This is a genomic window from Streptomyces sp. DSM 120436, assembly GCF_055778765.1.
The window spans coordinates 1,998,459-2,019,847 of sequence record NZ_JBSKBS010000001.1; the positions used below are offsets into that span (position 1 = coordinate 1,998,459).

Annotated in this window: 31 protein-coding genes; 29 read left to right on the top strand and 2 right to left on the bottom strand. The window is 67.0% G+C overall.

Annotated features, from left to right (window positions below):
- Positions 1–125 precede the first annotated feature (125 nt).
- The gene (locus ACWH4W_RS09185) at positions 126–773 is read left to right on the top strand and encodes a hypothetical protein (protein WP_473075299.1); all 648 of its coding nucleotides are present in this window, start codon (positions 126–128) and stop codon (positions 771–773) included.
- 6 nt (positions 774–779) lie between these two features.
- The gene (locus tag ACWH4W_RS09190; protein WP_473075300.1) at positions 780–1,067 is read left to right on the top strand and encodes a hypothetical protein; all 288 of its coding nucleotides are present in this window, start codon (positions 780–782) and stop codon (positions 1,065–1,067) included.
- Positions 1,068–1,263: 196 nt separating this feature from the next.
- Here the strand turns inward: ACWH4W_RS09190 and ACWH4W_RS09195 are convergent, their stop codons facing one another.
- Positions 1,264–1,731 (bottom strand): ATP-binding protein, encoded by a 468-nt coding sequence (locus ACWH4W_RS09195; RefSeq protein WP_473075301.1) that lies wholly within the window; start codon positions 1,729–1,731, stop codon positions 1,264–1,266.
- 155 nt (positions 1,732–1,886) lie between these two features.
- Between ACWH4W_RS09195 and ACWH4W_RS09200 the strand changes: the two genes are divergently transcribed.
- Complete coding sequence (locus tag ACWH4W_RS09200) at positions 1,887–2,732, top strand: helix-turn-helix domain-containing protein (RefSeq protein WP_365417880.1); 846 nt, start codon at positions 1,887–1,889, stop codon at positions 2,730–2,732.
- Positions 2,729–2,917 carry a DUF397 domain-containing protein gene (locus tag ACWH4W_RS09205; protein WP_365417877.1) on the top strand — a complete coding sequence of 63 codons (189 nt, stop codon included), beginning with the start codon at positions 2,729–2,731 and terminating at the stop codon, positions 2,915–2,917. Before ACWH4W_RS09200 ends, ACWH4W_RS09205 begins: the two co-directional genes overlap by 4 nt.
- Before the next feature lie 140 nt (positions 2,918–3,057).
- Here ACWH4W_RS09205 and ACWH4W_RS09210 read toward each other — a convergent pair whose 3' ends face one another.
- Entirely contained in the window at positions 3,058–3,405 is a 348-nt protein-coding gene (locus tag ACWH4W_RS09210) for an ATP-binding protein (RefSeq protein ID WP_473075302.1), read from the bottom strand.
- Positions 3,406–3,743: 338 nt separating this feature from the next.
- Here ACWH4W_RS09210 and ACWH4W_RS09215 point away from each other — a divergent pair, with 338 nt between their 5' ends.
- The 25 genes from ACWH4W_RS09215 (at position 3,744) to ACWH4W_RS09335 (ending at position 21,255) form a co-directional block, all read left to right on the top strand.
- Complete coding sequence (locus ACWH4W_RS09215) at positions 3,744–8,270, top strand: DUF6531 domain-containing protein (protein ID WP_473075303.1); 4,527 nt, start codon at positions 3,744–3,746, stop codon at positions 8,268–8,270.
- A 45-nt stretch (positions 8,271–8,315) separates the two neighbouring features.
- A complete protein-coding gene (locus ACWH4W_RS09220) occupies positions 8,316–8,804 on the top strand; it encodes a hypothetical protein (RefSeq protein ID WP_471587789.1) in 489 nt (162 codons plus the stop codon).
- Positions 8,805–9,270: 466 nt separating this feature from the next.
- Positions 9,271–9,579 (top strand): 30S ribosomal protein S10, encoded by a 309-nt coding sequence (gene rpsJ / locus ACWH4W_RS09225; RefSeq protein ID WP_003948644.1) that lies wholly within the window; start codon positions 9,271–9,273, stop codon positions 9,577–9,579.
- An 18-nt stretch (positions 9,580–9,597) separates the two neighbouring features.
- Positions 9,598–10,242, top strand: coding sequence for a 50S ribosomal protein L3 (gene rplC, locus ACWH4W_RS09230; protein WP_019526946.1), 645 nt, complete (start codon positions 9,598–9,600; stop codon positions 10,240–10,242).
- Between the two features lie 8 nt (positions 10,243–10,250).
- Entirely contained in the window at positions 10,251–10,910 is a 660-nt protein-coding gene (gene rplD, locus ACWH4W_RS09235) for a 50S ribosomal protein L4 (RefSeq protein WP_365417863.1), read from the top strand.
- On the top strand, positions 10,910–11,329 hold the full coding sequence (gene rplW, locus ACWH4W_RS09240; RefSeq protein WP_006130779.1) for a 50S ribosomal protein L23: 420 nt from the start codon (positions 10,910–10,912) through the stop codon (positions 11,327–11,329). Before rplD ends, rplW begins: the two co-directional genes overlap by 1 nt.
- A gap of 50 nt (positions 11,330–11,379) precedes the next feature.
- Positions 11,380–12,216, top strand: coding sequence for a 50S ribosomal protein L2 (gene rplB, locus ACWH4W_RS09245; protein ID WP_106412896.1), 837 nt, complete (start codon positions 11,380–11,382; stop codon positions 12,214–12,216).
- Positions 12,217–12,228: 12 nt separating this feature from the next.
- Positions 12,229–12,510, top strand: a complete 282-nt coding sequence (gene rpsS, locus ACWH4W_RS09250; protein ID WP_086726223.1) for a 30S ribosomal protein S19 — start codon at positions 12,229–12,231, stop codon at positions 12,508–12,510.
- A 43-nt stretch (positions 12,511–12,553) separates the two neighbouring features.
- On the top strand, positions 12,554–12,901 hold the full coding sequence (gene rplV / locus ACWH4W_RS09255; RefSeq protein WP_006130776.1) for a 50S ribosomal protein L22: 348 nt from the start codon (positions 12,554–12,556) through the stop codon (positions 12,899–12,901).
- Positions 12,901–13,728, top strand: a complete 828-nt coding sequence (rpsC, locus tag ACWH4W_RS09260; protein ID WP_004927271.1) for a 30S ribosomal protein S3 — start codon at positions 12,901–12,903, stop codon at positions 13,726–13,728. The genes rplV and rpsC overlap by 1 nt, the downstream gene beginning before the upstream one ends.
- 5 nt (positions 13,729–13,733) lie before the next feature.
- Entirely contained in the window at positions 13,734–14,153 is a 420-nt protein-coding gene (rplP, locus tag ACWH4W_RS09265) for a 50S ribosomal protein L16 (protein ID WP_004984526.1), read from the top strand.
- Entirely contained in the window at positions 14,153–14,377 is a 225-nt protein-coding gene (rpmC, locus tag ACWH4W_RS09270; RefSeq protein ID WP_003974259.1) for a 50S ribosomal protein L29, read from the top strand. The genes rplP and rpmC overlap by 1 nt, the downstream gene beginning before the upstream one ends.
- Positions 14,374–14,661 (top strand): 30S ribosomal protein S17, encoded by a 288-nt coding sequence (gene rpsQ / locus ACWH4W_RS09275; protein ID WP_473075304.1) that lies wholly within the window; start codon positions 14,374–14,376, stop codon positions 14,659–14,661. The genes rpmC and rpsQ overlap by 4 nt, the downstream gene beginning before the upstream one ends.
- Positions 14,662–14,756: 95 nt before the next feature.
- Positions 14,757–15,125 carry a 50S ribosomal protein L14 gene (gene rplN, locus ACWH4W_RS09280; protein WP_003998823.1) on the top strand — a complete coding sequence of 123 codons (369 nt, stop codon included), beginning with the start codon at positions 14,757–14,759 and terminating at the stop codon, positions 15,123–15,125.
- Between the two features lie 2 nt (positions 15,126–15,127).
- Positions 15,128–15,451 carry a 50S ribosomal protein L24 gene (gene rplX / locus ACWH4W_RS09285; RefSeq protein ID WP_086699955.1) on the top strand — a complete coding sequence of 108 codons (324 nt, stop codon included), beginning with the start codon at positions 15,128–15,130 and terminating at the stop codon, positions 15,449–15,451.
- Positions 15,451–16,008, top strand: coding sequence for a 50S ribosomal protein L5 (rplE, locus tag ACWH4W_RS09290; protein ID WP_004984522.1), 558 nt, complete (start codon positions 15,451–15,453; stop codon positions 16,006–16,008). The genes rplX and rplE overlap by 1 nt, the downstream gene beginning before the upstream one ends.
- Before the next feature lie 5 nt (positions 16,009–16,013).
- Positions 16,014–16,199, top strand: a complete 186-nt coding sequence (locus tag ACWH4W_RS09295) for a type Z 30S ribosomal protein S14 (RefSeq protein ID WP_003948630.1) — start codon at positions 16,014–16,016, stop codon at positions 16,197–16,199.
- 211 nt (positions 16,200–16,410) lie between these two features.
- Positions 16,411–16,809: a 30S ribosomal protein S8 gene (gene rpsH, locus ACWH4W_RS09300; protein ID WP_014674378.1), complete on the top strand. Its 399-nt coding sequence runs from the start codon at positions 16,411–16,413 to the stop codon at positions 16,807–16,809.
- A 24-nt stretch (positions 16,810–16,833) separates the two neighbouring features.
- Positions 16,834–17,373, top strand: a complete 540-nt coding sequence (gene rplF / locus ACWH4W_RS09305; protein ID WP_473075305.1) for a 50S ribosomal protein L6 — start codon at positions 16,834–16,836, stop codon at positions 17,371–17,373.
- A gap of 3 nt (positions 17,374–17,376) precedes the next feature.
- A complete protein-coding gene (gene rplR / locus ACWH4W_RS09310) occupies positions 17,377–17,760 on the top strand; it encodes a 50S ribosomal protein L18 (RefSeq protein ID WP_473075306.1) in 384 nt (127 codons plus the stop codon).
- A 36-nt stretch (positions 17,761–17,796) separates the two neighbouring features.
- Positions 17,797–18,402: a 30S ribosomal protein S5 gene (gene rpsE / locus ACWH4W_RS09315; RefSeq protein WP_004984517.1), complete on the top strand. Its 606-nt coding sequence runs from the start codon at positions 17,797–17,799 to the stop codon at positions 18,400–18,402.
- Between the two features lie 2 nt (positions 18,403–18,404).
- On the top strand, positions 18,405–18,587 hold the full coding sequence (gene rpmD / locus ACWH4W_RS09320; RefSeq protein ID WP_473075307.1) for a 50S ribosomal protein L30: 183 nt from the start codon (positions 18,405–18,407) through the stop codon (positions 18,585–18,587).
- Between the two features lie 2 nt (positions 18,588–18,589).
- Entirely contained in the window at positions 18,590–19,045 is a 456-nt protein-coding gene (gene rplO, locus ACWH4W_RS09325) for a 50S ribosomal protein L15 (RefSeq protein WP_006130771.1), read from the top strand.
- 243 nt (positions 19,046–19,288) lie between these two features.
- Positions 19,289–20,602, top strand: a complete 1,314-nt coding sequence (secY, locus tag ACWH4W_RS09330) for a preprotein translocase subunit SecY (RefSeq protein WP_473075308.1) — start codon at positions 19,289–19,291, stop codon at positions 20,600–20,602.
- The gene (locus ACWH4W_RS09335; protein ID WP_473075309.1) at positions 20,602–21,255 is read left to right on the top strand and encodes an adenylate kinase; all 654 of its coding nucleotides are present in this window, start codon (positions 20,602–20,604) and stop codon (positions 21,253–21,255) included. The genes secY and ACWH4W_RS09335 overlap by 1 nt, the downstream gene beginning before the upstream one ends.
- The last annotated feature ends 134 nt before the right edge of the window (positions 21,256–21,389 follow it).

Consider the following 21,389-nt stretch of genomic DNA (forward strand, 5'->3'; position numbering starts at 1 on the left):
CGCGTACGAGCGCGCCCTGGCAGCGGTGTTCGCCGTGTGACGGCCGAGCGGGCCCGGGACCCGCCCGGGCACGGCGCGATGGCACGATGTCGGGACGTCATCGACCGAAGGGGGACGCCGGCGTCATGGCCCGATACATGGAAGCGCTGACCGTCGAGCGGGGCGGTTTCCGGATCAAGGTGCCGGAGTCCTGGTGGGAGTTCGACGTACGGCCGGAGTCGCGGGACGACTCGATCCACCGCATGGTGACCGAGCGCCTGCGCGCGCACCCCGAACTCGCCCCGCACCGCGACACGTTCGTCTCCTTCCTGCGCAAGGCGGCGGCGGACGCCTGGAAGTCCGGCGCCCTGTACTGCGGGTGCATGGCGGAGAGCTTCGGGGGCGACACCCCGATCACCGGCTCGGTGACGGTGTCGCTGGTCGGCGGCCGCACCGGCAAGGGTGACCCGCTCCCCACCGACCCGGAGGCGGTCGCCGCCCAGCTCGCGGTCAAGGAGGCGAAGCGGGAGGGCGACTCCTGGCGCAAGGTGACGACGGTCGACATCCCGGGCGTGGGCCCGGCGGCCCGGACGTACGGTATCGAGGACGTGCCGGTACCGGGCGACGAGCTCGGCCGCACGATCCGGGCGGTGCTGATGCAGACGTTCGTCCCGGTGCCGGGACAGGAGGGCAAGGTCGCCCTGGTCGCGGGCAGCAGCCAGGTCCTGGACCTGGCGGAGTCCTTCTTCGACGTCTTCGACGCGATCACGTCGACGTTCCGGTTCGTGGACTGAGCGGGCGTGACGCGGCCGTGGGACTGGGCGAGGGGCGAGAGCCTGCTGGCCCTCGACGACCCGGCGGAGTGGGACGCCGCGTTCGCGCGCGGCGAGCGGAGCCTGGGCACGGCGGTGATCGGGCTGGCCTTCAACTGCCCGCTGGAGGAGGCATCCCCTCGCATCGCCCGCGCGACCCGGCTGCCGGACATCGCCCAACGAGGCTTCGCCTTCACGGCGGTGGGCCTGGCCGAATCCCCTGTGCTGGCACGTGGCGGAGGAACTGGGCATCGAGGACGAGCTCGGATTCGATGAGGACGACATCCTCGGAGGGGCGTAGGCGCCATCGTTGGACGTGCCGAATACCGTACGACAGCAGTTGGCACCGGCGACCTGAGCATCGTCTCCGAGCGGGACCTGTACGCGGACCGGGCGAGGGCCGAGGTCCGCATCCGGACGCCGGAGACCACGATGGGGACGTGGGCCGAGTTGCCCTGAGCCGTGCCGTCCGTTACCGCCGGGGCGGGGCGGGTAGCTGCCCGGCGGGCCAGGTCCCCACCTCGGCCCAGACGGTCTTGCGCGGGGGCGGGCCGGGGACGACTCCCCAACGGTCGGCGAGGGCGTCCACGAGCAGCAGTCCGCGGCCGGACTCGGCGTCCTCGGCGTTCTCGGCGTCCTCGGCGGCGGAGTGCTGCGGGCACGGCAGCCGGTCACCGCGCGTGTCGGTGACCTCGATGCGGAGAGTGTCGCCGACGACGTACAGCAACAGCCGGAAGTCCCGGCCGGGGACGCGGCCGTGGGTGACGGCGTTGGCCGCCAGCTCTCCGACGATGAGCTCCGCCGGGTGAGGCGGCAGTCCCCACGTGCGCAGTCGCTCGGTGGCGAGCAGCCGGGCGAGACGGGCGCCGCGAGGTGTGGAGGACAGTTGGAGGCTGAAGTTACGGATGGGGCGGGTGAGGTGGTTTTCAGGGGCACGCATGTCTTGATTCACGTCACTCAGCGTGGCCAACCCTGCTTCCTTAGGTGAGTGACAACGCCTGCACGTACCGTCACTGTCCCGGCTTTTGTCTCGGCTGTCTCGGCTGTCCCGGCGTTGTACGAGTACGGGTACGCGTACGCGCCGAAGGAGGAGCCGTGGACGAGGGTGTCGACGAGGCGGGCTGGGACGTCGAGCCGGGCGACGAGATCGAGCCGGTGGTGCAGGCGGTGGGCCGTCTGCTCAGGGTCTGCCGGGAGTCCGCCGGGATGAGCGTGTCCGAGCTGGCGGCCGCCCTCGGGTACGGCGAGGACATGATCCGCAAGATCGAACGCGGGGCCCGCATCCCCCGCCCGGAGTGCCTGGACCGGGCGGACCAGATCCTGAAGGCGCAGGGGCATCTGCGGGCCTTCATGGAGGACATGAGGAAGGCCCGGTATCCGAAGAAGGTGCGGCAACTGGCCGAGCTGGAGGAGCGGTCGGTGGAGATGCTGTTGTACAGCAACCACAACATTCATGGGTTGTTGCAGACGGAGGAGTACGCGCGCACGCTGTTCGAGATGACGCAGCCCGCGCTCACCGACGACGTCGTCGAGCGGGAGACCGCCGCCCGTGTGACGCGGCAGGCCGTTCTCAGGAGGGATCCCGCCCCCACGCTCAGCTTCGTCCAGGAACAGGTGACGCTCGAACGCCCTTATGGTGGGAAAATGGTGCTGCGCCGACAGCTGGAACACATGTTGGAAGTAGCGAAGTTGAGGAACGTGACGCTTCAGGTCATGCCGACCGACCGGCAGGAGCACGCCGGGTCGCAAGGACTGATCGAGGTGCTGAAGTTCGCCGACGGCACGGCGATGGGACGTTCCGACGGCGCGTTCAACGGCCGCCCGGTGTCGAGCCCCAAGGACCTCCGGATCCTTGAACTGCGCTATGGCATGATCCGGGCGCAGGCTCTCACGCCGAGGGAGTCGCAGTCCTTCATCGAGCGATTGCTGGGGAGACTATGAGCACTGCGGAACTCCACTGGTTCAAGAGCAGCTACAGCAGCAGCGGCGAGCCCGGCGACTGCATCGAAATCGCCCCCACCCCCACCACCGTCCACGTCCGCGACTCCAAGAACGCATCCGGCCCGCGGCTCGCGCTCACCCCGGAGGCGTGGGCGGACTTCGTGACCTACGCGTCGCAGAGCTGACCTCTCGACGGCCGCACCCCGCGCGAAGCCGAAGCCTCGCGTGGGGTGTTGTTCCACGCCGGTGACGGATCAGCCGGCATCTTCGATGACGTCGAGTGGCGGGAGGTGCCTGACGATCTCGATGGTGGCGAGACTGACCGTCACCATGCGCCTGAGCAGGGCAACGATGTAAAGCGGGTCGTCGGACCAGTCGTTGGGGTTCCGCACGCACCCTCTGTGTGACGCTCGTGCCTCACTGCGTGACGGTGGCGCCGGTAGGACGAGCCGATGGGCCGGAAGTACTCCTCGCAGTCCTCGGCGGACATCCCGCAACCGTCGTCCTGGACCCGGACACGGTCCACACCGCCGAGGTCGTTGCGTTCCAGGGTGACGACGACACATCCGGCGTCGACGTCGAGGGCGTTCCACAGCAGCTCCTCGACCGCACCGACCGGATCCCGCAGCCGCGCCGGCTCGGCGACATGCTCACGGCTGGTCTCCAGCCTCACCCTGACCATGATCGGTGCCTCCCGGCGTCCGTGATCCGTGAGGGGGCAGTCTGCCCTGTTCACACCGCACCGCGTGCTGCGACTCGGTGAGATCACCCGACGGGAGAATGACCCGGTACCCGAAAGATCTGCGGGGTACGGACCGGCCGACCCGCTCCCCGAACAAGCGGCAGGGCTGGTGGCCGCGTTCCGAGGGCGCGGTGGGGGATGCCCGGCGGACCCTGCGGCGGAGACGTCCCTGAGGCGGAACGGGCAGGGCTTTTCGTCCAACTGCCGTGCTATGTAGGTTCACGTGTGCATACGGGCGTTGGCAATGTGCGCGTGACGGGGGTTGCGGGATGGCGGGTCACCGGCCTACTGACTGGCATGTCCTTGATCTGGACAAGGACCCGACGCCCGGTGACCCGGAGCGGGTGCGCAGGCTGGCGAAGTTCCTGCACGACTTCGCCGACGACGTCTCCGAGGCGCTGCGTCTGGTCAAGGGGATGGCCGGTGAGGGGACGCTGGCGGAGTGGGCGGGGAAGTCGGCGACCGTTTTCAAGGAGGAGTTCTCCGGCGTTCCGAAGAACTTGAAGAAGCTGGAGAAGTCGTACGCGATGTGCGGGGACGCGCTCGCGGACTACTGGCCGAGGCTGGAGCGGGCGCAGGCGCTGGCGGACAAGGCGCTGGCGAAGGCGCGTGAGGCGCGTGCGGATCTGTCGTCGGCGCAGTCGAGGCTGGCGTCGGCGGAGTCGTGGGTGGGGCGGGCGACGCGGGAGGCCGACAAGTACAAGGACGACCCGACGGGGTCGAGGTCGGATGCGGACAAGCCGGACGAGGCGAAGGTGCGGGCCGCGACCCGCGATGTGCGCAGCGCGAAGTCGGCGCAGGAGAAGGCGCAGTCGGACGTCTCCGACGCGCAGGACGCGCTGGACGCGGCGAAGAAGATGGCCGCGGACGCGCGGAAGATGCGTGAGGAGGCGGCGCGGGACGCGAAGTCGAAGATCGACGAGGCGTCCGACGCGGGGATCCAGAACCGGTCGTGGTGGGAGGAGATCGGCGACTGGTTCACCGACAACTGGGACAGCATCGTGGCCGCCTGCAAGATCGTGGTGGCGGTCGTCGGCATCGTCGCCATGATCATCGGCGGTCCGATCCTCGGCGCGATCGTCCTCATCGCCGCCCTCGTCGTCCTCGCCGACACGCTCTACAAATACAGCAAGGGCCAGGCATCCCTATGGGACGTGGGACTGGCCGCGCTGGAGTGCATCCCCGGAATGAAGGGCCTGACCACCCTCGGCGGGCTCGCCAAGGGCCTGAAAGCCCTCGGTAAGGGGGGCCTCAAGGGGATGGCGCTGGCGGTAAAGGGCGTCGGTAAGAATGCGCGCCTTCTCGGTCGGCAGATGAAGAATCTTTTTACCTGCGGCGATCCGATCGATATGGCCACCGGACAGATGGTGATGTCGGAAAGAGACATAAATCTGGACGGAGTCCTCCCTCTGGAATTGGAACGCCACCACCGCACTGGCCTCCGGACCGGTCGCTGGTTCGGGCCGAGCTGGGCTTCGACGTTGGACCAGCGACTCATCCTCGAACCGGATGGCGTCCGCTTCACCACTGCTGACGGCATGGTCCTCATGTATCCGGTCCCGGAACCGGGCCTTTCCGTGCTGCCGGTCGAAGGGCCGCGCTGGCCGCTGGAGTGGGATGCCGTAACGGCCGGTGCGCTTATCGTGCGCCAACCCGAATCCGGGTTGACTCTACGCTTCTGTCCATTGCCGGAACGTTCGGTCGCGGAACTTCCGTTGAGTGCCGTCACCGACCGTAATGGAAACCTCATCGAGGTGTCGTACCGAGCCGACGGATCTCCCTGCGAGGTCGGGCACTCGGGGGGCTACCGCGTCGGGGTGACGACCCAACGGGGGCGCATCACCGCCCTCACTCTCCTCAGTGCGCCTGACGAGCAGGTCCTCGTGCGCTACGCGTATGACGGTCGGGGCAATCTCACAAAGATCTACAATTCCTCGGATCGTCCGCTGAAGCTGTCCTATGACGAGCAGTGCCGTATCACGGGGTGGGAGGACCGAAACGGCACCTGGTATCGCTACGTCTATGATGCGGAGGGGCGCTGCACACGGACGAGCGGGACAAACGGCATTCTCGATTACACGTACGTCTATGACACGGAGAACGGCATCTCCGTGGCCACCAACTCACTCGGTCACAGCACCACGTATCGCTTCAACGACGCCTATCAGCTCATAGCCGAGACGGATCCACTGGGGAACACGACCGTCCGGAACTGGGATCGGTACGACCGGCTTCTTTCGCTCACCGATCCACTCGGTCGAACCACCTCCTACACCTATGACAGCGCGGGTGACATGGTTCGGGTCGATCATCCGGACGGGAGCTTCGCCTCATACACGTATGACACCCACGGCGAGCTGATCTCGGCGACGGAGCAGGACGGCGCGCGCTGGCAGTACGCGTACGACGACCGAGGCAACGTCGTCGCGATCACGGATCCGGTGGGTGCAGGCACCGCATACACCTACGACGACCGCGGGGCTGTGTCCGGTGTGAGAGACGCGCTCGGCAACGAAAGCCGGGTCCGCAACAATCCGGCGGGCCTCCCGATGTCCGTGGTCTCCGCGACAGGGGAAGAGACGCGGTTCGGTTACGACGGCTTCGGCCGCGTCCGTGAGGTCGTCGAGCCCGACGGCGGTGTCACCGAGGTGGCGTGGACGGTGGAGGGGCATCCGGTTCGACGGAGGTACCCCGATGGGTCGTTCGAGACCTGGAGCTACGACGCAGAGGGCAACCTCCTCAGCCACACGGATGTGAACGGGGGCGTCACCCGCTTCGAGCCGGCGCCCTTCGACCGGATCGGGGCGCGGACCACCCCGGACGGTGCTCGGACGGAACTGCACTACGACACCGAACTGCGTCCGCTCCGGGTGCGCAATGCAGAGGAGCAGACGTGGACCTACACCTACGACGCCCTCGGCAACGTCGTTCAAGAGACCGACTACAACGGACGAACGGTCACGTATGTCCATGACGCCGCAGGAAGGATCACCGCACGGACCAACGGCGCCGGACAGACTGTCACTTATCGCTATGACGCCTTGGACCGGGTGATCGAGCAGCGTGATTCGGACGGCCGTGTGACGCTCTTCGAGTACGACCAGGGAGGAGGGCTGGTTCGAGCGGCCAACCCGGACGCGGAACTGCGCTTCACGTACGACCAGGCGGGCCGGGTTCTGACGGAGACCTGCAACGGTCGGGTACTGACCAGCAGCTACGACGTGGTGGGGCGTCGTGTGTGGCGTCGGACCCCGGGCGGGATGCTCAGCGAGTGGCATTACGACGCGGCCCACCGACCGATCGCACTGCAGGGTTCCGGCCGCAGAATCCGGTTCCGGTACGACACCTCCGGTCACGAGGCGGTGCGCTCACTGCCGCACGGAGTCTCCCTGGAGCATGAGTGGAGTCCGGTCGGGCATCGGCTGGTGTCGCAGTCCCTGCGGATGCCGGGGGAGACGGCAGGTGGTCTGGGCCGCCGGTACTCGTACCGCCGTGACGGACTGCCTGCCGCCGTCGCCGATTCCGACTCGGGAACAGCGGCATACGAGCTCGACGTGCTGGGACGAGTCACTGCTGTCACGACGGCTGAGAGGCAGGAGAGGTACACCTACGACCCCCTGGGAAACCTCGTTCGCTCCGAGTTGTCAGCACCGGTGGCTCACCAGGAGGCGGGCGTTCAAGGGGACATCAGCTACAGCGGCACGCTGGTGCGTACCGCCGGCCGTTCCCGTTACGTGCACGACGCCCAGGGCAGAGTGGTGCGCCACACGCGAGCCCTCCTGTCCGGAGGTTCAAGGACCTGGCTGTTCACCTGGGACGCGGAGGACCGCCTGCGCACCGTGACCACACCGGATGGCCGGCGTTGGCGCTACCGCTACGATCCGCTGGGCAGACGGATCGCCAAGGAACTCCTTCACCAGGACGGTGAAGGCGTGATCGAACGCACCGAATTCGTCTGGGACGGCACCCGACTGGCGGAAGAACGGCGCACCTGCGGGTCCGGCGACGGCGGCGTCATCACGTGGGACTGGGAGCCCGGTGGTGACCGTCCGCTCGTGCAGCGCACCCGTTCGGGAACGAGACGGGACGACGACGGTTGGGTGGACGAGCAGTTCTACTCCATCGTCACCGACCTCGTCGGCACTCCCACAGAGCTCGTCGACGAGTCCGGAGAAGTGGTGTGGCGCGCTCGCCACACTCTGTGGGGCCTGCCGCTGCGGGACCCGTCGCCGGGGGCGGTCGACTGTCCCCTGCGTTTCCCGGGTCAGTACTACGACGCCGAGACCGGTCTCCACTACAACCATCACCGGTATTACGACCCGGGCACAGCGCGGTACCACAGCCCGGACCCGCTCGGTCTGGAGCCGGCACCACACCATCACAACTACGTCATCAACCCACTGGTGTGGGTGGACCCCCTGGGGCTCGCCCCGTCCTGCAAGGCCGTGATCCGGCATTACACGGACAAGAACGGCTACAACAAGATCATGGGCGGCGGCGACAAGAACGGCATCACTCTCAAGGTTCCGAGAAACACCAAGAGTAAGAATGCCACGGCTGTGTACGTGACTCCCATGAGTCCCGCCGACATCGCCAAGAAACCCGGTGGCTTCAAGTCCTACCTGGGTCTCACCAAGGAAAAAAGCGAGTACATGATCGAGTTCGAGGTGGAGAAGAAGCTCTTCTCCGGCCGTCTCAGAGGCGGACGGGACCACATCTGGTTCTCGAACAACGACGTGAAAATCCCTCGTGACGCGATCAGGTATCACGGCCCGACATCGAAGTGGACGGGCTGAGTGACGGACCTGGTGTACCGGCAGCCAGCAACGTGAGGAGCGCATGTGGATCTCACTGGTCATGCGACCGATTTCGTCGTGGACTCGGCTTTCCCCGAGGTCATGAACCGCTTCGTCAGGTCGGCGCAGCAGCGCTGGCCGGGCCTGTACGTGTGCGGCGAGCGCCTGGAGCCCGGCGCCGTGGCCGACTGGCAGCTGCCCGAGCCCAGTGGTGACTATTCGGAGATCGTCACGTTCTCCGCCGGTCAGGAAATGGAGGACTTCTGGCAGGAGAACGGCTACGCCCTGGACTCCACGGGACAGGGGCCGTATTCCGTTTTTTACGGTTTGCACGGCCGGCCGCTCAGGGCGTCCTCCGTATCCGGCGTACGGGCGGCCTCCCCCGAAGAGGCGACAGCGGTCGAGGGTGTCGGGCTCGTGCTGTCGCAGTACTACACAGTCAGCCTGGTGACTCCTGAAGATCCAGCTGCCGATCGCTTCTCCAAGCAGGTGCTGGAGGATTTCCTCGCGTCCTTCGAAGCGCCTGGAACCTGACAGCTCGTGGGGAGTCAAGGCGCCCTTCTCTCGACGGACCGCGCCGGCTCCGGCCAGGGGGCCCGTCCGGGTTTGACCTTCGTCACCCTAGGGGTACTCTCTTCCGCCCGATTGGCCAGCGCGCCGCCCTCTGTGTCAGACTGTCCAAGTTGCTCGGTCGAGTGTTGATGCTGCGCGCCTCCCGCCGGGAGGACCGGAAGCGAGTCCCACAGTACTCGTCGTCCCTGATCAGGGGCGGACGTACGGGAATCTTCCGGGAAGTGTGGTGCGGCGCCGGCCAGGCGCCCGGTGGGCCTTTCGCCCCCGGTCCGCGGTTCTGGTAGGGCCGTGTCAATCCCGCAGGGATGTTCGAACAAGGGACATCTGTGTCAGCGGGAGTGCGACACGCCCGACCGCGTGGGTCGGAGGTGGGGGGATGCCGCTCCGGGTTCCAGAGCGTAATGAGAGACAGGACTACGAAGTAGCCATGGCGGGACAGAAGATCCGCATCCGGCTCAAGGCCTACGACCACGAGGTCATCGACTCTTCGGCGAAGAAGATCGTCGAGACGGTGACCCGTACTGGTGCGTCGGTCGCGGGCCCGGTGCCGCTGCCCACTGAGAAGAACGTGTACTGCGTCATCAAGTCGCCGCACAAGTACAAGGACTCGCGCGAGCACTTCGAGATGCGCACGCACAAGCGCCTGATCGACATCCTCGACCCGACCCCCAAGACCGTTGACTCTCTGATGCGACTCGACCTCCCGGCCGGTGTCGACATCGAGATCAAGCTCTGAGGCCGGTGATCTGAAGAGATGGCTAAGCAGATCAAGGGCATCCTGGGCGAGAAGCTCGGCATGACGCAGGTGTGGGACGCGAACAACCGCGTCGTCCCGGTCACCGTCGTCAAGGCCGGCCCCAACGTCGTCACCCAGGTCCGCACGAACGACGTCGACGGCTACGAGTCCGTCCAGATCGCCTTCGGCGAGATCGACCCGCGCAAGGTGAACAAGCCCCTCAAGGGTCACTTCGCCAAGGCCGACGTCACCCCCCGTCGTCACCTCGTCGAGATCCGCACGTCGGACGCCTCCGAGTACACGCTGGGCCAGGAGATCACCGCCGAGGTGTTCGAGGCCGGCGTGAAGGTCGACGTGACCGGCAAGAGCAAGGGCAAGGGCTTCGCCGGTGTCATGAAGCGCCACAACTTCCGTGGCCTCGGCGCCGGGCACGGCACCCAGCGCAAGCACCGCTCGCCCGGTTCCATCGGTGGCTGCGCCACCCCGGGTCGTGTGTTCAAGGGCCTCCGCATGGCGGGTCGCATGGGCAACGAGCGGGTCACCACCCAGAACCTGACCGTCCACGCCGTTGACGCGGAGAAGGGTCTGCTGCTCATCAAGGGCGCGGTTCCCGGTCCGAACGGCGGCCTCGTCCTGGTCCGCACCGCGGCCAAGGGGGCCTGAGGTAACCGATGAGCACTGTTGACATCCTTTCGCCGGCGGGCGACAAGGCCGGTACCGTCGAGCTCCCCGCGGAGATCTTCGACGTCGAGAAGGTCAGCGTTCCGCTGATCCACCAGGTCGTCGTCGCGCAGCTGGCCGCTGCCCGCCAGGGCACGCACAAGACGAAGACCCGTGGCGAGGTCCGCGGTGGCGGCAGGAAGCCGTACCGCCAGAAGGGCACCGGCCGCGCCCGTCAGGGCTCGACCCGTGCGCCGCAGTTCGCCGGTGGTGGCGTCGTGCACGGTCCCGTGCCGCGCGACTACTCGCAGCGCACGCCCAAGAAGATGAAGGCTGCCGCCCTGCGTCACGCCCTCACCGACCGGGCGCGCCACAACCGCATCCACGTCGTCACCGGCGTGGTCGAGGGTGAGACGCCGTCCACCAAGGCCGCCAGGACGCTGTTCGGCAAGATCTCGGAGCGCAAGAACCTGCTCCTGGTCGTCGACCGCGCCGACGAGGCCGCGTGGCTGTCCGCCCGCAACCTGCCCCAGGTCCACATCCTGGAGCCGGGCCAGCTGAACACGTACGACGTTCTCGTCTCGGACGACGTGGTCTTCACCAAGGCCGCTTTCGAGTCCTTCGTCGCCGGCCCGAACAAGGCCAACGACAACGAAGGGAGCGAGGTCTGATGGCTGCCCGTCACCCCTCGATCGCCTCGAAGGCCGCCAAGGCGGCCAAGGCTGCGCGCGTCGCCAAGGCGCGCCGCCACGAGGCCGAAGGCAAGAACACCGTCGTCACCCCGGCGAGCAAGGCGTACACGGACCCCCGTGACGTCCTGCTGAAGCCGGTCGTGTCCGAGAAGAGCTACGCGCTCATCGACGAGAACAAGTACACGTTCCTCGTCGACCCGCGTGCCAACAAGACCCAGATCAAGGAGGCCGTCCAGGCGGTCTTCGAGGTCAAGGTCACCGGGGTCAACACGATCAACCGCGTCGGCAAGCGCAAGCGCACCCGCACCGGCTTCGGCCAGCGTGCCGCCACCAAGCGCGCGATCGTGACCCTCGCCGAGGGCGACCGTATCGACATCTTCGGCGGTCCGACCGCGTAAGCGGGCGGGATCGTCCAGATTTCGGAATAGCTTCCGAGGACTGAGAGACAATGGGTATCCGCAAGTACAAGCCGACGACTCCGGGCCGTCGTGGCTCCAGCGTCGCCGACTTCGTCGAGGTCACGCGGTCCACGCCGGAGAAGTCGCTGGTCCGTCCCCTGCACAGCAAGGGCGGCCGTAACAATTCCGGTCGTGTGACCGTCCGCCACCAGGGCGGCGGCCACAAGCGCGCCTACCGCGTGATCGACTTCCGTCGTCACGACAAGGACGGCGTGCCGGCGAAGGTCGCGCACATCGAGTACGACCCCAACCGCACCGCGCGCATCGCGCTCCTGCACTACGCGGACGGCGAGAAGCGCTACATCCTCGCGCCGCGTGGCCTGAACCAGGGCGACCGCGTCGAGAACGGTCCCGGGGCCGACATCAAGCCGGGCAACAACCTCGCCCTGCGCAACATCCCGGTCGGTACGACGCTGCACGCCATCGAGCTGCGTCCCGGCGGCGGCGCCAAGTTCGCCCGCTCCGCCGGCGCCTCGGTGCAGCTGCTCGCGAAGGAGGGCACCATGGCCCACCTCCGCATGCCCTCCGGTGAGATCCGCCTGGTCGACCAGCGCTGCCGCGCCACGATCGGCGAGGTCGGCAACGCCGAGCAGAGCAACATCAACTGGGGCAAGGCCGGCCGTAAGCGGTGGCTGGGCGTCCGCCCGACCGTCCGCGGTGTCGTCATGAACCCGGTCGACCACCCGCACGGTGGTGGTGAGGGCCGCACCTCCGGTGGCCGTCACCCCGTGTCCCCCTGGGGCAAGAAGGAAGGCCGTACTCGTTCGCCCAAGAAGGCGTCGAACAAGTACATCGTCCGCCGCCGCAAGACGAACAAGAAGCGCTAAGGACGGGTTGAGATGCCTCGTAGCTTGAAGAAGGGACCCTTCGTCGACGACCACCTGATGAAGAAGGTGGACGTCCAGAACGAAGCCGGTACCAAGAACGTCATCAAGACCTGGTCCCGCCGCTCCATGATCGTCCCGGCGATGCTCGGCCACACGATCGCGGTGCACAACGGCAAGACCCACATCCCGGTGTTCGTCACCGAGTCGATGGTCGGTCACAAGCTCGGCGAGTTCTCGCCGACGCGGACCTTCCGGGGTCACGTCAAGGAAGACCGGAAGTCGAAGCGCCGCTAGGGCGCGGATCGCAACAGACACGTAAGTAACTGGAAGGACAACCATGGAAGCCAGGGCCCAGGCGCGGTACATCCGCGTCACGCCCATGAAGGCCCGCCGCGTGGTGGACCTCATCCGTGGCATGGACGCCACGGAGGCCCAGGCCGTCCTGCGATTCGCTCCGCAGGCAGCCTCGGTTCCGGTGGGCAAGGTGCTGGACAGCGCCATTGCCAACGCCGCGCACAACTACGACCACACCGACGTCGACAGCCTCTTCATCTCCGAGGCCTACGTCGACGAGGGCCCGACCCTGAAGCGGTTCCGTCCGCGCGCCCAGGGCCGCGCCTACCGGATCCGCAAGCGGACCAGCCACATCACCGTGGTCGTCAGCAGCAAGGAAGGAACCCGGTAATGGGCCAGAAGGTTAACCCGCATGGGTTCCGGCTCGGTGTCACGACCGACTTCAAGTCGCGTTGGTACGCCGACAAGCTGTACAAGGACTACGTCAAGGAAGACGTCGCCATCCGTCGGATGATGACGTCCGGCATGGAGCGCGCCGGCATCTCCAAGGTCGAGATCGAGCGCACCCGTGACCGTGTGCGGGTGGACATCCACACCGCGCGTCCGGGCATCGTGATCGGCCGTCGCGGCGCCGAGGCCGACCGCATCCGCGGCGACCTCGAGAAGCTCACCGGCAAGCAGGTCCAGCTGAACATCCTCGAGGTCAAGAACCCCGAGACGGACGCTCAGCTCGTGGCCCAGGCCGTCGCCGAGCAGCTCTCCTCCCGCGTCTCCTTCCGCCGCGCCATGCGCAAGAGCATGCAGTCGGCCATGAAGGCGGGCGCCAAGGGCATCAAGATCCAGTGCGGCGGCCGCCTCGGCGGCGCCGAGATGTCCCGCTCGGAGTTCTACCGCGAGGGCCGCGTGCCCCTGCACACGCTCCGCGCGAACGTGGACTACGGCTTCTTCGAGGCCAAGACGACCTTCGGCCGCATCGGCGTGAAGGTCTGGATCTACAAGGGCGACGTCAAGAACATCGCCGAGGTCCGCGCCGAGAACGCCGCTGCCCGCGCCGGCAACCGCCCGGCCCGTGGCGGTGCCGACCGCCCGGCCCGTGGTGGCCGCGGTGGCGAGCGTGGCGGTCGCGGTCGCAAGCCGCAGCAGGCTCCCGCTGCCGAGGCCCCCAAGGCCGAGGCTCCGGCGGCCGCTCCGGCTGAGAGCACCGGAACGGAGGCCTGACCACCATGCTGATCCCCCGTAGGGTCAAGCACCGCAAGCAGCACCACCCGAAGCGCAACGGCATGTCGAAGGGTGGCACGCAGGTCGCGTTCGGCGAGTACGGCATCCAGGCGCTCACCCCGGCGTACGTGACCAACCGCCAGATCGAGGCCGCTCGTATCGCCATGACCCGCCACATCAAGCGTGGCGGCAAGGTCTGGATCAACATCTACCCGGACCGCCCCCTCACCAAGAAGCCGGCCGAGACCCGCATGGGTTCCGGTAAGGGCTCCCCGGAGTGGTGGGTGGCCAACGTCAAGCCCGGACGCGTGATGTTCGAGCTGTCGTACCCCAACGAGAAGATCGCGCGCGAGGCCCTGACCCGTGCGGCTCACAAGCTGCCGATGAAGTGCAAGATCGTCAAGCGCGAGGCAGGTGAAGCGTGATGTCGGCCGGTACCAAGGCGTCAGAGCTGCGCGAGCTGGGCAACGAGGAGCTTCTGGCGAAGCTCCGCGAGGCCAAGGAAGAGCTGTTCAACCTCCGCTTCCAGGCGGCCACGGGTCAGCTCGAGAACCACGGTCGGCTCAAGGCCGTCCGCAAGGACATCGCGCGGATCTACACCCTGATGCGTGAGCGCGAGCTGGGCATCGAGACGGTGGAGAGCGCATGAGCGAGAACAACGTGACTGAAGAGACGAAGGCCGCCCGCGGTTTCCGCAAGACCCGTGAGGGTCTGGTCGTCAGCGACAAGATGGACAAGACCGTCGTCGTCGCCGTCGAGGACCGCGTCAAGCACGCGCTGTACGGCAAGGTCATCCGCCGCACCAGCAAGCTCAAGGCGCACGACGAGCAGAACGCCGCGGGTGTCGGCGACCGCGTCCTCCTCATGGAGACCCGGCCGCTGTCCGCGACGAAGCGCTGGCGCGTCGTCGAGATCCTCGAGAAGGCCAAGTAATTCCTGCGGGCAAACCCGCAGGACAGTTCCGCCAGGCTCCGGGAGCCGCTCGGTGAGCGGCTCCCGGGGAACCGGCAGACATTCAGGAGATAGACGTGATCCAGCAGGAGTCGCGACTGCGTGTCGCCGACAACACGGGTGCGAAGGAGATCCTCTGCATCCGTGTGCTCGGTGGCTCCGGTCGCCGCTACGCGGGTATCGGTGACGTCATCGTCGCCACCGTCAAGGACGCGATCCCCGGTGGCAACGTGAAGAAGGGTGACGTCGTCAAGGCGGTCATCGTTCGCACCGTCAAGGAGCGCCGCCGTCCGGACGGCTCGTACATCCGCTTCGACGAGAACGCCGCCGTCATTCTGAAGAACGACGGCGACCCTCGTGGCACCCGTATCTTCGGCCCGGTGGGCCGTGAGCTGCGCGAGAAGAAGTTCATGAAGATCATCTCCCTCGCGCCGGAGGTGCTGTGAGCATGAAGATCAAGAAGGGCGACCTGGTCCAGGTCATCACCGGCAAGGACAAGGGCAAGCAGGGCAAGGTCATCGCAGCTTTCCCGCGCGAGCAGCGCGTCCTGGTCGAGGGTGTCAACCGGGTCAAGAAGCACACCAAGGCCGGTCCGACGGCTCGCGGTTCCCAGGCCGGCGGCATCGTCACCACCGAGGCCCCGATCCACGTCTCCAACGTCCAGCTGGTCGTGGAGAAGGACGGCAAGAAGGTCGTGACCCGCGTCGGCTACCGCTTCGACGACGAGGGCAACAAGATCCGCGTTGCCAAGCGGACGGGTGAGGACATCTGATGGCTACCACCACCACTCCGCGTCTCAAGACGAAGTACCGCGAGGAGATCGCGGGCAAGCTGCGTGAGGAGTTCTCGTACGAGAACGTCATGCAGGTTCCCGGCCTCGTCAAGATCGTGGTCAACATGGGTGTGGGCGACGCCGCCCGCGACTCCAAGCTGATCGAGGGCGCCATCCGCGACCTCACCACGATCACCGGTCAGAAGCCGGCCGTCACCAAGGCCCGCAAGTCCATCGCGCAGTTCAAGCTGCGCGAGGGCCAGCCGATCGGTGCCCACGTCACGCTCCGTGGCGACCGCATGTGGGAGTTCCTGGACCGCACCCTGTCGCTCGCGCTGCCGCGCATCCGCGACTTCCGCGGCCTGTCCCCCAAGCAGTTCGACGGCCGTGGCAACTACACCTTCGGTCTCACGGAGCAGGTCATGTTCCACGAGATCGACCAGGACAAGATCGACCGCGTCCGGGGTATGGACATCACCGTGGTGACCACGGCGACCAACGACGAAGAGGGCCGTGCCCTTCTCCGTCACCTCGGCTTCCCGTTCAAGGAGGCGTGAGCGAGATGGCGAAGAAGGCTCTCATCGCGAAGGCTGCTCGCAAGCCCAAGTTCGGTGTGCGTGGCTACACCCGCTGCCAGCGCTGCGGCCGTCCGCACTCCGTGTACCGCAAGTTCGGCCTGTGCCGCGTGTGCCTTCGTGAGATGGCTCACCGTGGCGAGCTGCCGGGCGTGACCAAGAGCTCCTGGTAATCCGGTAGTTCCGGACTCCCAGGGCTCTCGGTAAGCAATGGGAACGGCAGGAGGCCCGCTCCGCATGGCTTAGGCTTGCGGGGTTGGGCACCTGCCGTGCCCGTACGACTTACTACGCCGTAGGTCCACCGCGCCGCACCCGTCCCGTCTCGGATCGGGGAGAGGGATGGCGCACCAGGAAACCCCGGCGAGAGAGGCCGAAGGCCAATTCATGACCATGACTGATCCGATCGCAGACATGCTCACGCGTCTGCGGAACGCGAACTCGGCGTACCACGACTCGGTGTCGATGCCGCACTCCAAGATCAAGTCGCACATCGCGGAGATCCTCCAGCAGGAGGGCTTCATCACGGGCTGGAAGGTCGAGGACGCCGAGGTCGGCAAGAACCTCGTCCTGGAGCTGAAGTTCGGCCCCAACCGTGAGCGCTCCATCGCGGGCATCAAGCGGATCTCCAAGCCCGGTCTCCGGGTGTACGCGAAGTCCACCAACCTGCCGAAGGTGCTCGGCGGCCTCGGCGTGGCGATCATCTCCACGTCGCACGGGCTCCTCACCGACAAGCAGGCCGGCAAGAAGGGCGTGGGTGGGGAAGTCCTCGCCTACGTCTGGTAACGGAAGGGAACGGAGGAAACAGCTATGTCGCGCATCGGCAAGCTCCCCATCGCGGTTCCCGCCGGCGTGGACGTCACCATCGACGGCCGTACGGTCTCGGTCAAGGGCCCCAAGGGCACGCTGACCCACACCGTCGTGGCGCCGATCGAGATCGCCAAGGGCGAGGACGGCGTGCTGAACGTCACCCGCCCCAACGACGAGCGTCAGAACAAGGCCCTGCACGGCCTGTCCCGCACGCTGGTGGCGAACATGATCACCGGCGTGACCCAGGGTTACGTGAAGAAGCTCGAGATCAGCGGTGTCGGTTACCGCGTGGTCGCCAAGGGTTCGAACCTGGAGTTCTCCCTCGGCTACAGCCACCCGATCACGATCGAGGCCCCCGAGGGCATCACCTTCAAGGTGGAGACCCCGACCCGGTTCTCGGTCGAGGGCATCGACAAGCAGAAGGTCGGCGAGGTTGCGGCCAACATCCGCAAGCTGCGCAAGCCCGACCCGTACAAGGCCAAGGGCGTCAAGTACGAGGGCGAAGTCATCCGCCGCAAGGTCGGAAAGGCGGGTAAGTAAGCCATGGCATACGGGCAGAAGATCCTCAAGGGCGACGCCTACAAGCGTGCTGCTATCAAGCGTCGTCACATCCGGATCCGCAAGAAGGTCGCCGGCACCGCCGAGCGTCCTCGCCTGGTCGTGACCCGTTCCAACCGCCACATCGTGGCGCAGGTGATCGACGACCTGAAGGGTCACACCCTGGCGTCGGCGTCCACCCTGGACGCGTCGATCCGCGGCGGCGAGGCCGACAAGTCCTCGCAGGCCAAGCAGGTCGGCGCCCTGGTCGCCGAGCGTGCCAAGGCCGCCGGTGTCGAGGCCGTCGTGTTCGACCGTGGTGGCAACCAGTACGCCGGGCGCATCGCCGCCCTGGCGGACGCCGCCCGCGAAGCCGGGCTCAAGTTCTGAGCCGCTTGTAGCTAGCGGAAAGAGAGAGGTAATCCAATGGCTGGACCCCAGCGCCGCGGTGGCGGCGCCGGTGGCGGCGAGCGGCGGGACCGGAAGGGCCGTGACGGCGGCGCTGCTGCCGCCGAGAAGACCGCGTACGTCGAGCGCGTCGTCGCGATCAACCGCGTCGCCAAGGTCGTGAAGGGCGGTCGTCGCTTCAGCTTCACCGCGCTGGTCGTGGTGGGCGACGGTGACGGCACCGTGGGTGTCGGATACGGCAAGGCCAAGGAGGTGCCGGCCGCCATCGCCAAGGGCGTTGAGGAGGCCAAGAAGCACTTCTTCAAGGTCCCCCGCATCCAGGGCACCATCCCGCACCCCATCCAGGGTGAGAAGGCTGCCGGCGTCGTGCTGCTCAAGCCCGCGTCGCCCGGTACCGGTGTGATCGCCGGTGGTCCGGTGCGCGCCGTGCTCGAGTGCGCCGGTATCCACGACGTGCTGTCGAAGTCGCTCGGCTCCGACAACGCCATCAACATCGTGCACGCGACCGTGGAGGCCCTCAAGGGCCTGCAGCGTCCCGAGGAGATCGCGGCCCGCCGCGGTCTGCCGCTCGAGGACGTGGCCCCCGCGGCCCTGCTGCGTGCGCGTGCCGGGGCGGGTGTGTGATCATGGCGCAGCTCAAGATCACGCAGGTCAAGTCCTACATCGGCAGCAAGCAGAACCACCGTGACACCCTGCGTACGCTTGGCCTGAAGAAGGTCAACGACGTGGTCGTCAAGGAGGACCGTCCCGAGTTCCGCGGCATGGTGCACACCGTCCGCCACCTCGTGACGGTCGAGGAGGTCGACTGATCATGGCGGAGAACAACCCGCTCAAGATCCACAACCTCCGTCCCGCCCCCGGCGCCAAGACCGCCAAGACCCGTGTCGGTCGTGGTGAGGCGTCGAAGGGTAAGACGGCCGGTCGTGGTACCAAGGGCACCAAGGCCCGCTACCAGGTTCCGGAGCGCTTCGAGGGCGGCCAGATGCCGCTGCACATGCGCCTCCCGAAGCTCAAGGGCTTCAAGAACCCGTTCAAGACCGAGTACCAGGTCGTGAACCTGGACAAGCTCGCCTCCCTCTACCCCGAGGGCGGAGAGGTCACGGTCGAGGACCTGGTCGCCAAGGGCGCCGTGCGCAAGAACAGCCTCGTCAAGGTCCTGGGCCAGGGCGAGATCTCCGTGGCGCTGCAGGTGACGGTCGACGCCGTCTCCGGCTCCGCCAAGGAGAAGATCACCGCCGCCGGCGGTACCGTCACCGAGCTCGTCTGACCCGTCAGGTGTCTCGATGACGTAGAGCGATCCCGACCGGGGATACCCCACAAATGGGGTATCCCCGGTTGGTCGTTCCTAGGGCGGTGGTGTCGCCGGTAAGGTGGCCTGCGCTGCCCATTGACCTCGGGAGCCCCATGCGGGGCACCCAGGGCGGCAGTTGTCCGTTAAGAATTCGTCCTCAGTCGGAATCTCAAGACCATCACCCTTGACGCAGTCGCGCGGGGGGTCGCAGGAGGCACCGTGCTCACCGCGTTCGCCCGGGCGTTCAAGACGCCCGACCTGCGCAAGAAGCTGCTCTTCACGCTCGGCATCATCGTGGTGTACCGCATCGGTACGCACATCCCCATCCCGGGTGTCGACTACCGGAACGTCCAGACCTGTATCGACGCCGCCCAGGCGAACCAGGGCCTGTTCGGTCTGGTGAACATGTTCAGCGGCGGTGCGCTGCTCCAGATCACGGTCTTCGCGCTCGGGATCATGCCGTACATCACGGCGAGCATCATTCTGCAGCTGCTGACCGTGGTGATCCCGCGTCTGGAAGCCCTGAAGAAGGAGGGGCAGGCCGGCACGGCGAAGATCACGCAGTACACCCGTTACCTGACGATCGCGCTCGCCGTCCTCCAGGGCACCGGCCTGGTGGCCACCGCCCGCAGCGGCGCCCTCTTCCAGGGCTGCCCGGTCGCGAGCGAGATCGTTCCGGACCAGTCGATCTTCGTGACCATCACCATGGTCATCACCATGACCGCCGGCACGGCCATGGTCATGTGGCTCGGTGAGCTGGTCACCGACCGCGGCATCGGCAACGGCATGTCGATCCTGATGTTCATCTCGATCGCCGCCACCTTCCCCTCCGCCCTGTGGGCCATCAAGGAGCAGGGCAGCCTGGCGGACGGCTGGATCGAGTTCGGCACCGTCATCGCCGTCGGCCTGGTCATGGTCGGTCTGGTCGTCTTCGTCGAGCAGGCCCAGCGCCGGATCCCCGTCCAGTACGCGAAGCGCATGATCGGCCGCCGCTCCTACGGCGGCACGTCGACCTACATCCCGCTGAAGGTGAACCAGGCCGGTGTGATCCCGGTCATCTTCGCCTCGTCGCTGCTGTACATCCCGGCGCTGATCGCGCAGTTCTCCAGTGGCACCTCGGGCTGGAAGACCTGGATCGAGGCGCACCTCGTCCAGGGCGACCACCCGATCTACGTGACGCTGTACTTCTTGCTCATCGTCTTCTTCGCGTTCTTCTACGTGGCGATCTCGTTCAACCCCGAGGAAGTCGCGGACAACATGAAGAAGTATGGTGGCTTCATCCCGGGCATCCGGGCTGGCCGACCGACCGCTGAGTACCTGAGCTACGTACTCAACCGGATCACCTGGCCGGGTTCGCTGTACTTGGGTCTGATCGCTCTCGTACCGACGATGGCGTTGGTTGGTTTCGGGGCAAACCAGAACTTCCCGTTCGGCGGGACGAGCATCCTGATCATCGTGGGTGTCGGTCTCGAGACGGTGAAGCAGATCGAGAGCCAGCTCCAGCAGCGCAATTACGAAGGGTTCCTCCGCTGATGCGAATCGTCCTCGTCGGGCCGCCGGGTGCTGGGAAGGGCACACAGGCAACCCGCCTTGCCGAGAAACTGCGCATCCCGCACATCTCCACGGGTGACCTGTTCCGCGCCAACATCAGCCGGCAGACCGAGCTCGGGAAGCTCGCCAAGTCCTACATGGACGCCGGTGAACTCGTCCCCGACGAGGTCACCATCGCCATGGCCAAGGACCGCATGGCGCAGCCCGACGCCGAGGGCGGCTTCCTGCTGGACGGCTTCCCGCGCAACGTGTCGCAGGCCGAGGCGCTGGACGAACTGCTCAAGACCGAGGGCATCGAGCTGGACGCGGTGCTCGACCTCGAGGCCCCCGAGGACGAGGTCGTGAAGCGGATCGCCGGGCGGCGCGTCTGCCGCAAGGACTCCGCGCACGTCTTCCACGTGACCTACAGCCCGCCGGAGCGGGACGGCGTCTGCGACCACTGCGGCGGCGAGCTGTACCAGCGCGACGACGACTCCGAGGAGACCGTCCGCACGCGCCTGGAGGTCTACCACACGCAGACCGAGCCGATCATCGACTACTACCGGGCCCAGGGCCTGGTGGTGACCATCTCCGCGACGGGTCCCGTCGACGAGGTCACCGGCCGGGCGCTGGAGGCGCTGAAGAGCGGCCGGTAGCCCGCGTTCTGCCGCCCGTACAGCCGCGGTTCCCCCCGAGGGGCCGCGGCTGTCGCGTGGGCGGGCCCGCGGAGCCGCCCGCGGGGCACCGGGGCGGCTCACGCCCGTATCGTTGGAAGCGTTCCTGTCCTCAC

Excerpts from the sequence above, each read along its gene's own strand:
- ACWH4W_RS09185 (WP_473075299.1), top strand. The coding sequence starts at position 126 with ATGGCCCGATACATGGAAGCGCTGACCGTCGAGCGGGGCGGTTTCCGG.
- ACWH4W_RS09195 (WP_473075301.1), bottom strand. The coding sequence starts at position 1,731 with ATGCGTGCCCCTGAAAACCACCTCACCCGCCCCATCCGTAACTTCAGC.
- ACWH4W_RS09205 (WP_365417877.1), top strand. The coding sequence starts at position 2,729 with ATGAGCACTGCGGAACTCCACTGGTTCAAGAGCAGCTACAGCAGCAGC.
- ACWH4W_RS09215 (WP_473075303.1), top strand. The coding sequence starts at position 3,744 with ATGGCGGGTCACCGGCCTACTGACTGGCATGTCCTTGATCTGGACAAG.
- rpsJ (WP_003948644.1), top strand. The coding sequence starts at position 9,271 with ATGGCGGGACAGAAGATCCGCATCCGGCTCAAGGCCTACGACCACGAG.
- rplC (WP_019526946.1), top strand. The coding sequence starts at position 9,598 with ATGGCTAAGCAGATCAAGGGCATCCTGGGCGAGAAGCTCGGCATGACG.
- rplD (WP_365417863.1), top strand. The coding sequence starts at position 10,251 with ATGAGCACTGTTGACATCCTTTCGCCGGCGGGCGACAAGGCCGGTACC.
- rplW (WP_006130779.1), top strand. The coding sequence starts at position 10,910 with ATGGCTGCCCGTCACCCCTCGATCGCCTCGAAGGCCGCCAAGGCGGCC.
- rplB (WP_106412896.1), top strand. The coding sequence starts at position 11,380 with ATGGGTATCCGCAAGTACAAGCCGACGACTCCGGGCCGTCGTGGCTCC.
- rpsS (WP_086726223.1), top strand. The coding sequence starts at position 12,229 with ATGCCTCGTAGCTTGAAGAAGGGACCCTTCGTCGACGACCACCTGATG.
- rplV (WP_006130776.1), top strand. The coding sequence starts at position 12,554 with ATGGAAGCCAGGGCCCAGGCGCGGTACATCCGCGTCACGCCCATGAAG.
- rpsC (WP_004927271.1), top strand. The coding sequence starts at position 12,901 with ATGGGCCAGAAGGTTAACCCGCATGGGTTCCGGCTCGGTGTCACGACC.
- rplP (WP_004984526.1), top strand. The coding sequence starts at position 13,734 with ATGCTGATCCCCCGTAGGGTCAAGCACCGCAAGCAGCACCACCCGAAG.
- rpmC (WP_003974259.1), top strand. The coding sequence starts at position 14,153 with ATGTCGGCCGGTACCAAGGCGTCAGAGCTGCGCGAGCTGGGCAACGAG.
- rpsQ (WP_473075304.1), top strand. The coding sequence starts at position 14,374 with ATGAGCGAGAACAACGTGACTGAAGAGACGAAGGCCGCCCGCGGTTTC.
- rplX (WP_086699955.1), top strand. The coding sequence starts at position 15,128 with ATGAAGATCAAGAAGGGCGACCTGGTCCAGGTCATCACCGGCAAGGAC.
- rplE (WP_004984522.1), top strand. The coding sequence starts at position 15,451 with ATGGCTACCACCACCACTCCGCGTCTCAAGACGAAGTACCGCGAGGAG.
- ACWH4W_RS09295 (WP_003948630.1), top strand. The coding sequence starts at position 16,014 with ATGGCGAAGAAGGCTCTCATCGCGAAGGCTGCTCGCAAGCCCAAGTTC.
- rpsH (WP_014674378.1), top strand. The coding sequence starts at position 16,411 with ATGACCATGACTGATCCGATCGCAGACATGCTCACGCGTCTGCGGAAC.
- rplF (WP_473075305.1), top strand. The coding sequence starts at position 16,834 with ATGTCGCGCATCGGCAAGCTCCCCATCGCGGTTCCCGCCGGCGTGGAC.
- rplR (WP_473075306.1), top strand. The coding sequence starts at position 17,377 with ATGGCATACGGGCAGAAGATCCTCAAGGGCGACGCCTACAAGCGTGCT.
- rpsE (WP_004984517.1), top strand. The coding sequence starts at position 17,797 with ATGGCTGGACCCCAGCGCCGCGGTGGCGGCGCCGGTGGCGGCGAGCGG.
- rpmD (WP_473075307.1), top strand. The coding sequence starts at position 18,405 with ATGGCGCAGCTCAAGATCACGCAGGTCAAGTCCTACATCGGCAGCAAG.
- rplO (WP_006130771.1), top strand. The coding sequence starts at position 18,590 with ATGGCGGAGAACAACCCGCTCAAGATCCACAACCTCCGTCCCGCCCCC.
- ACWH4W_RS09335 (WP_473075309.1), top strand. The coding sequence starts at position 20,602 with ATGCGAATCGTCCTCGTCGGGCCGCCGGGTGCTGGGAAGGGCACACAG.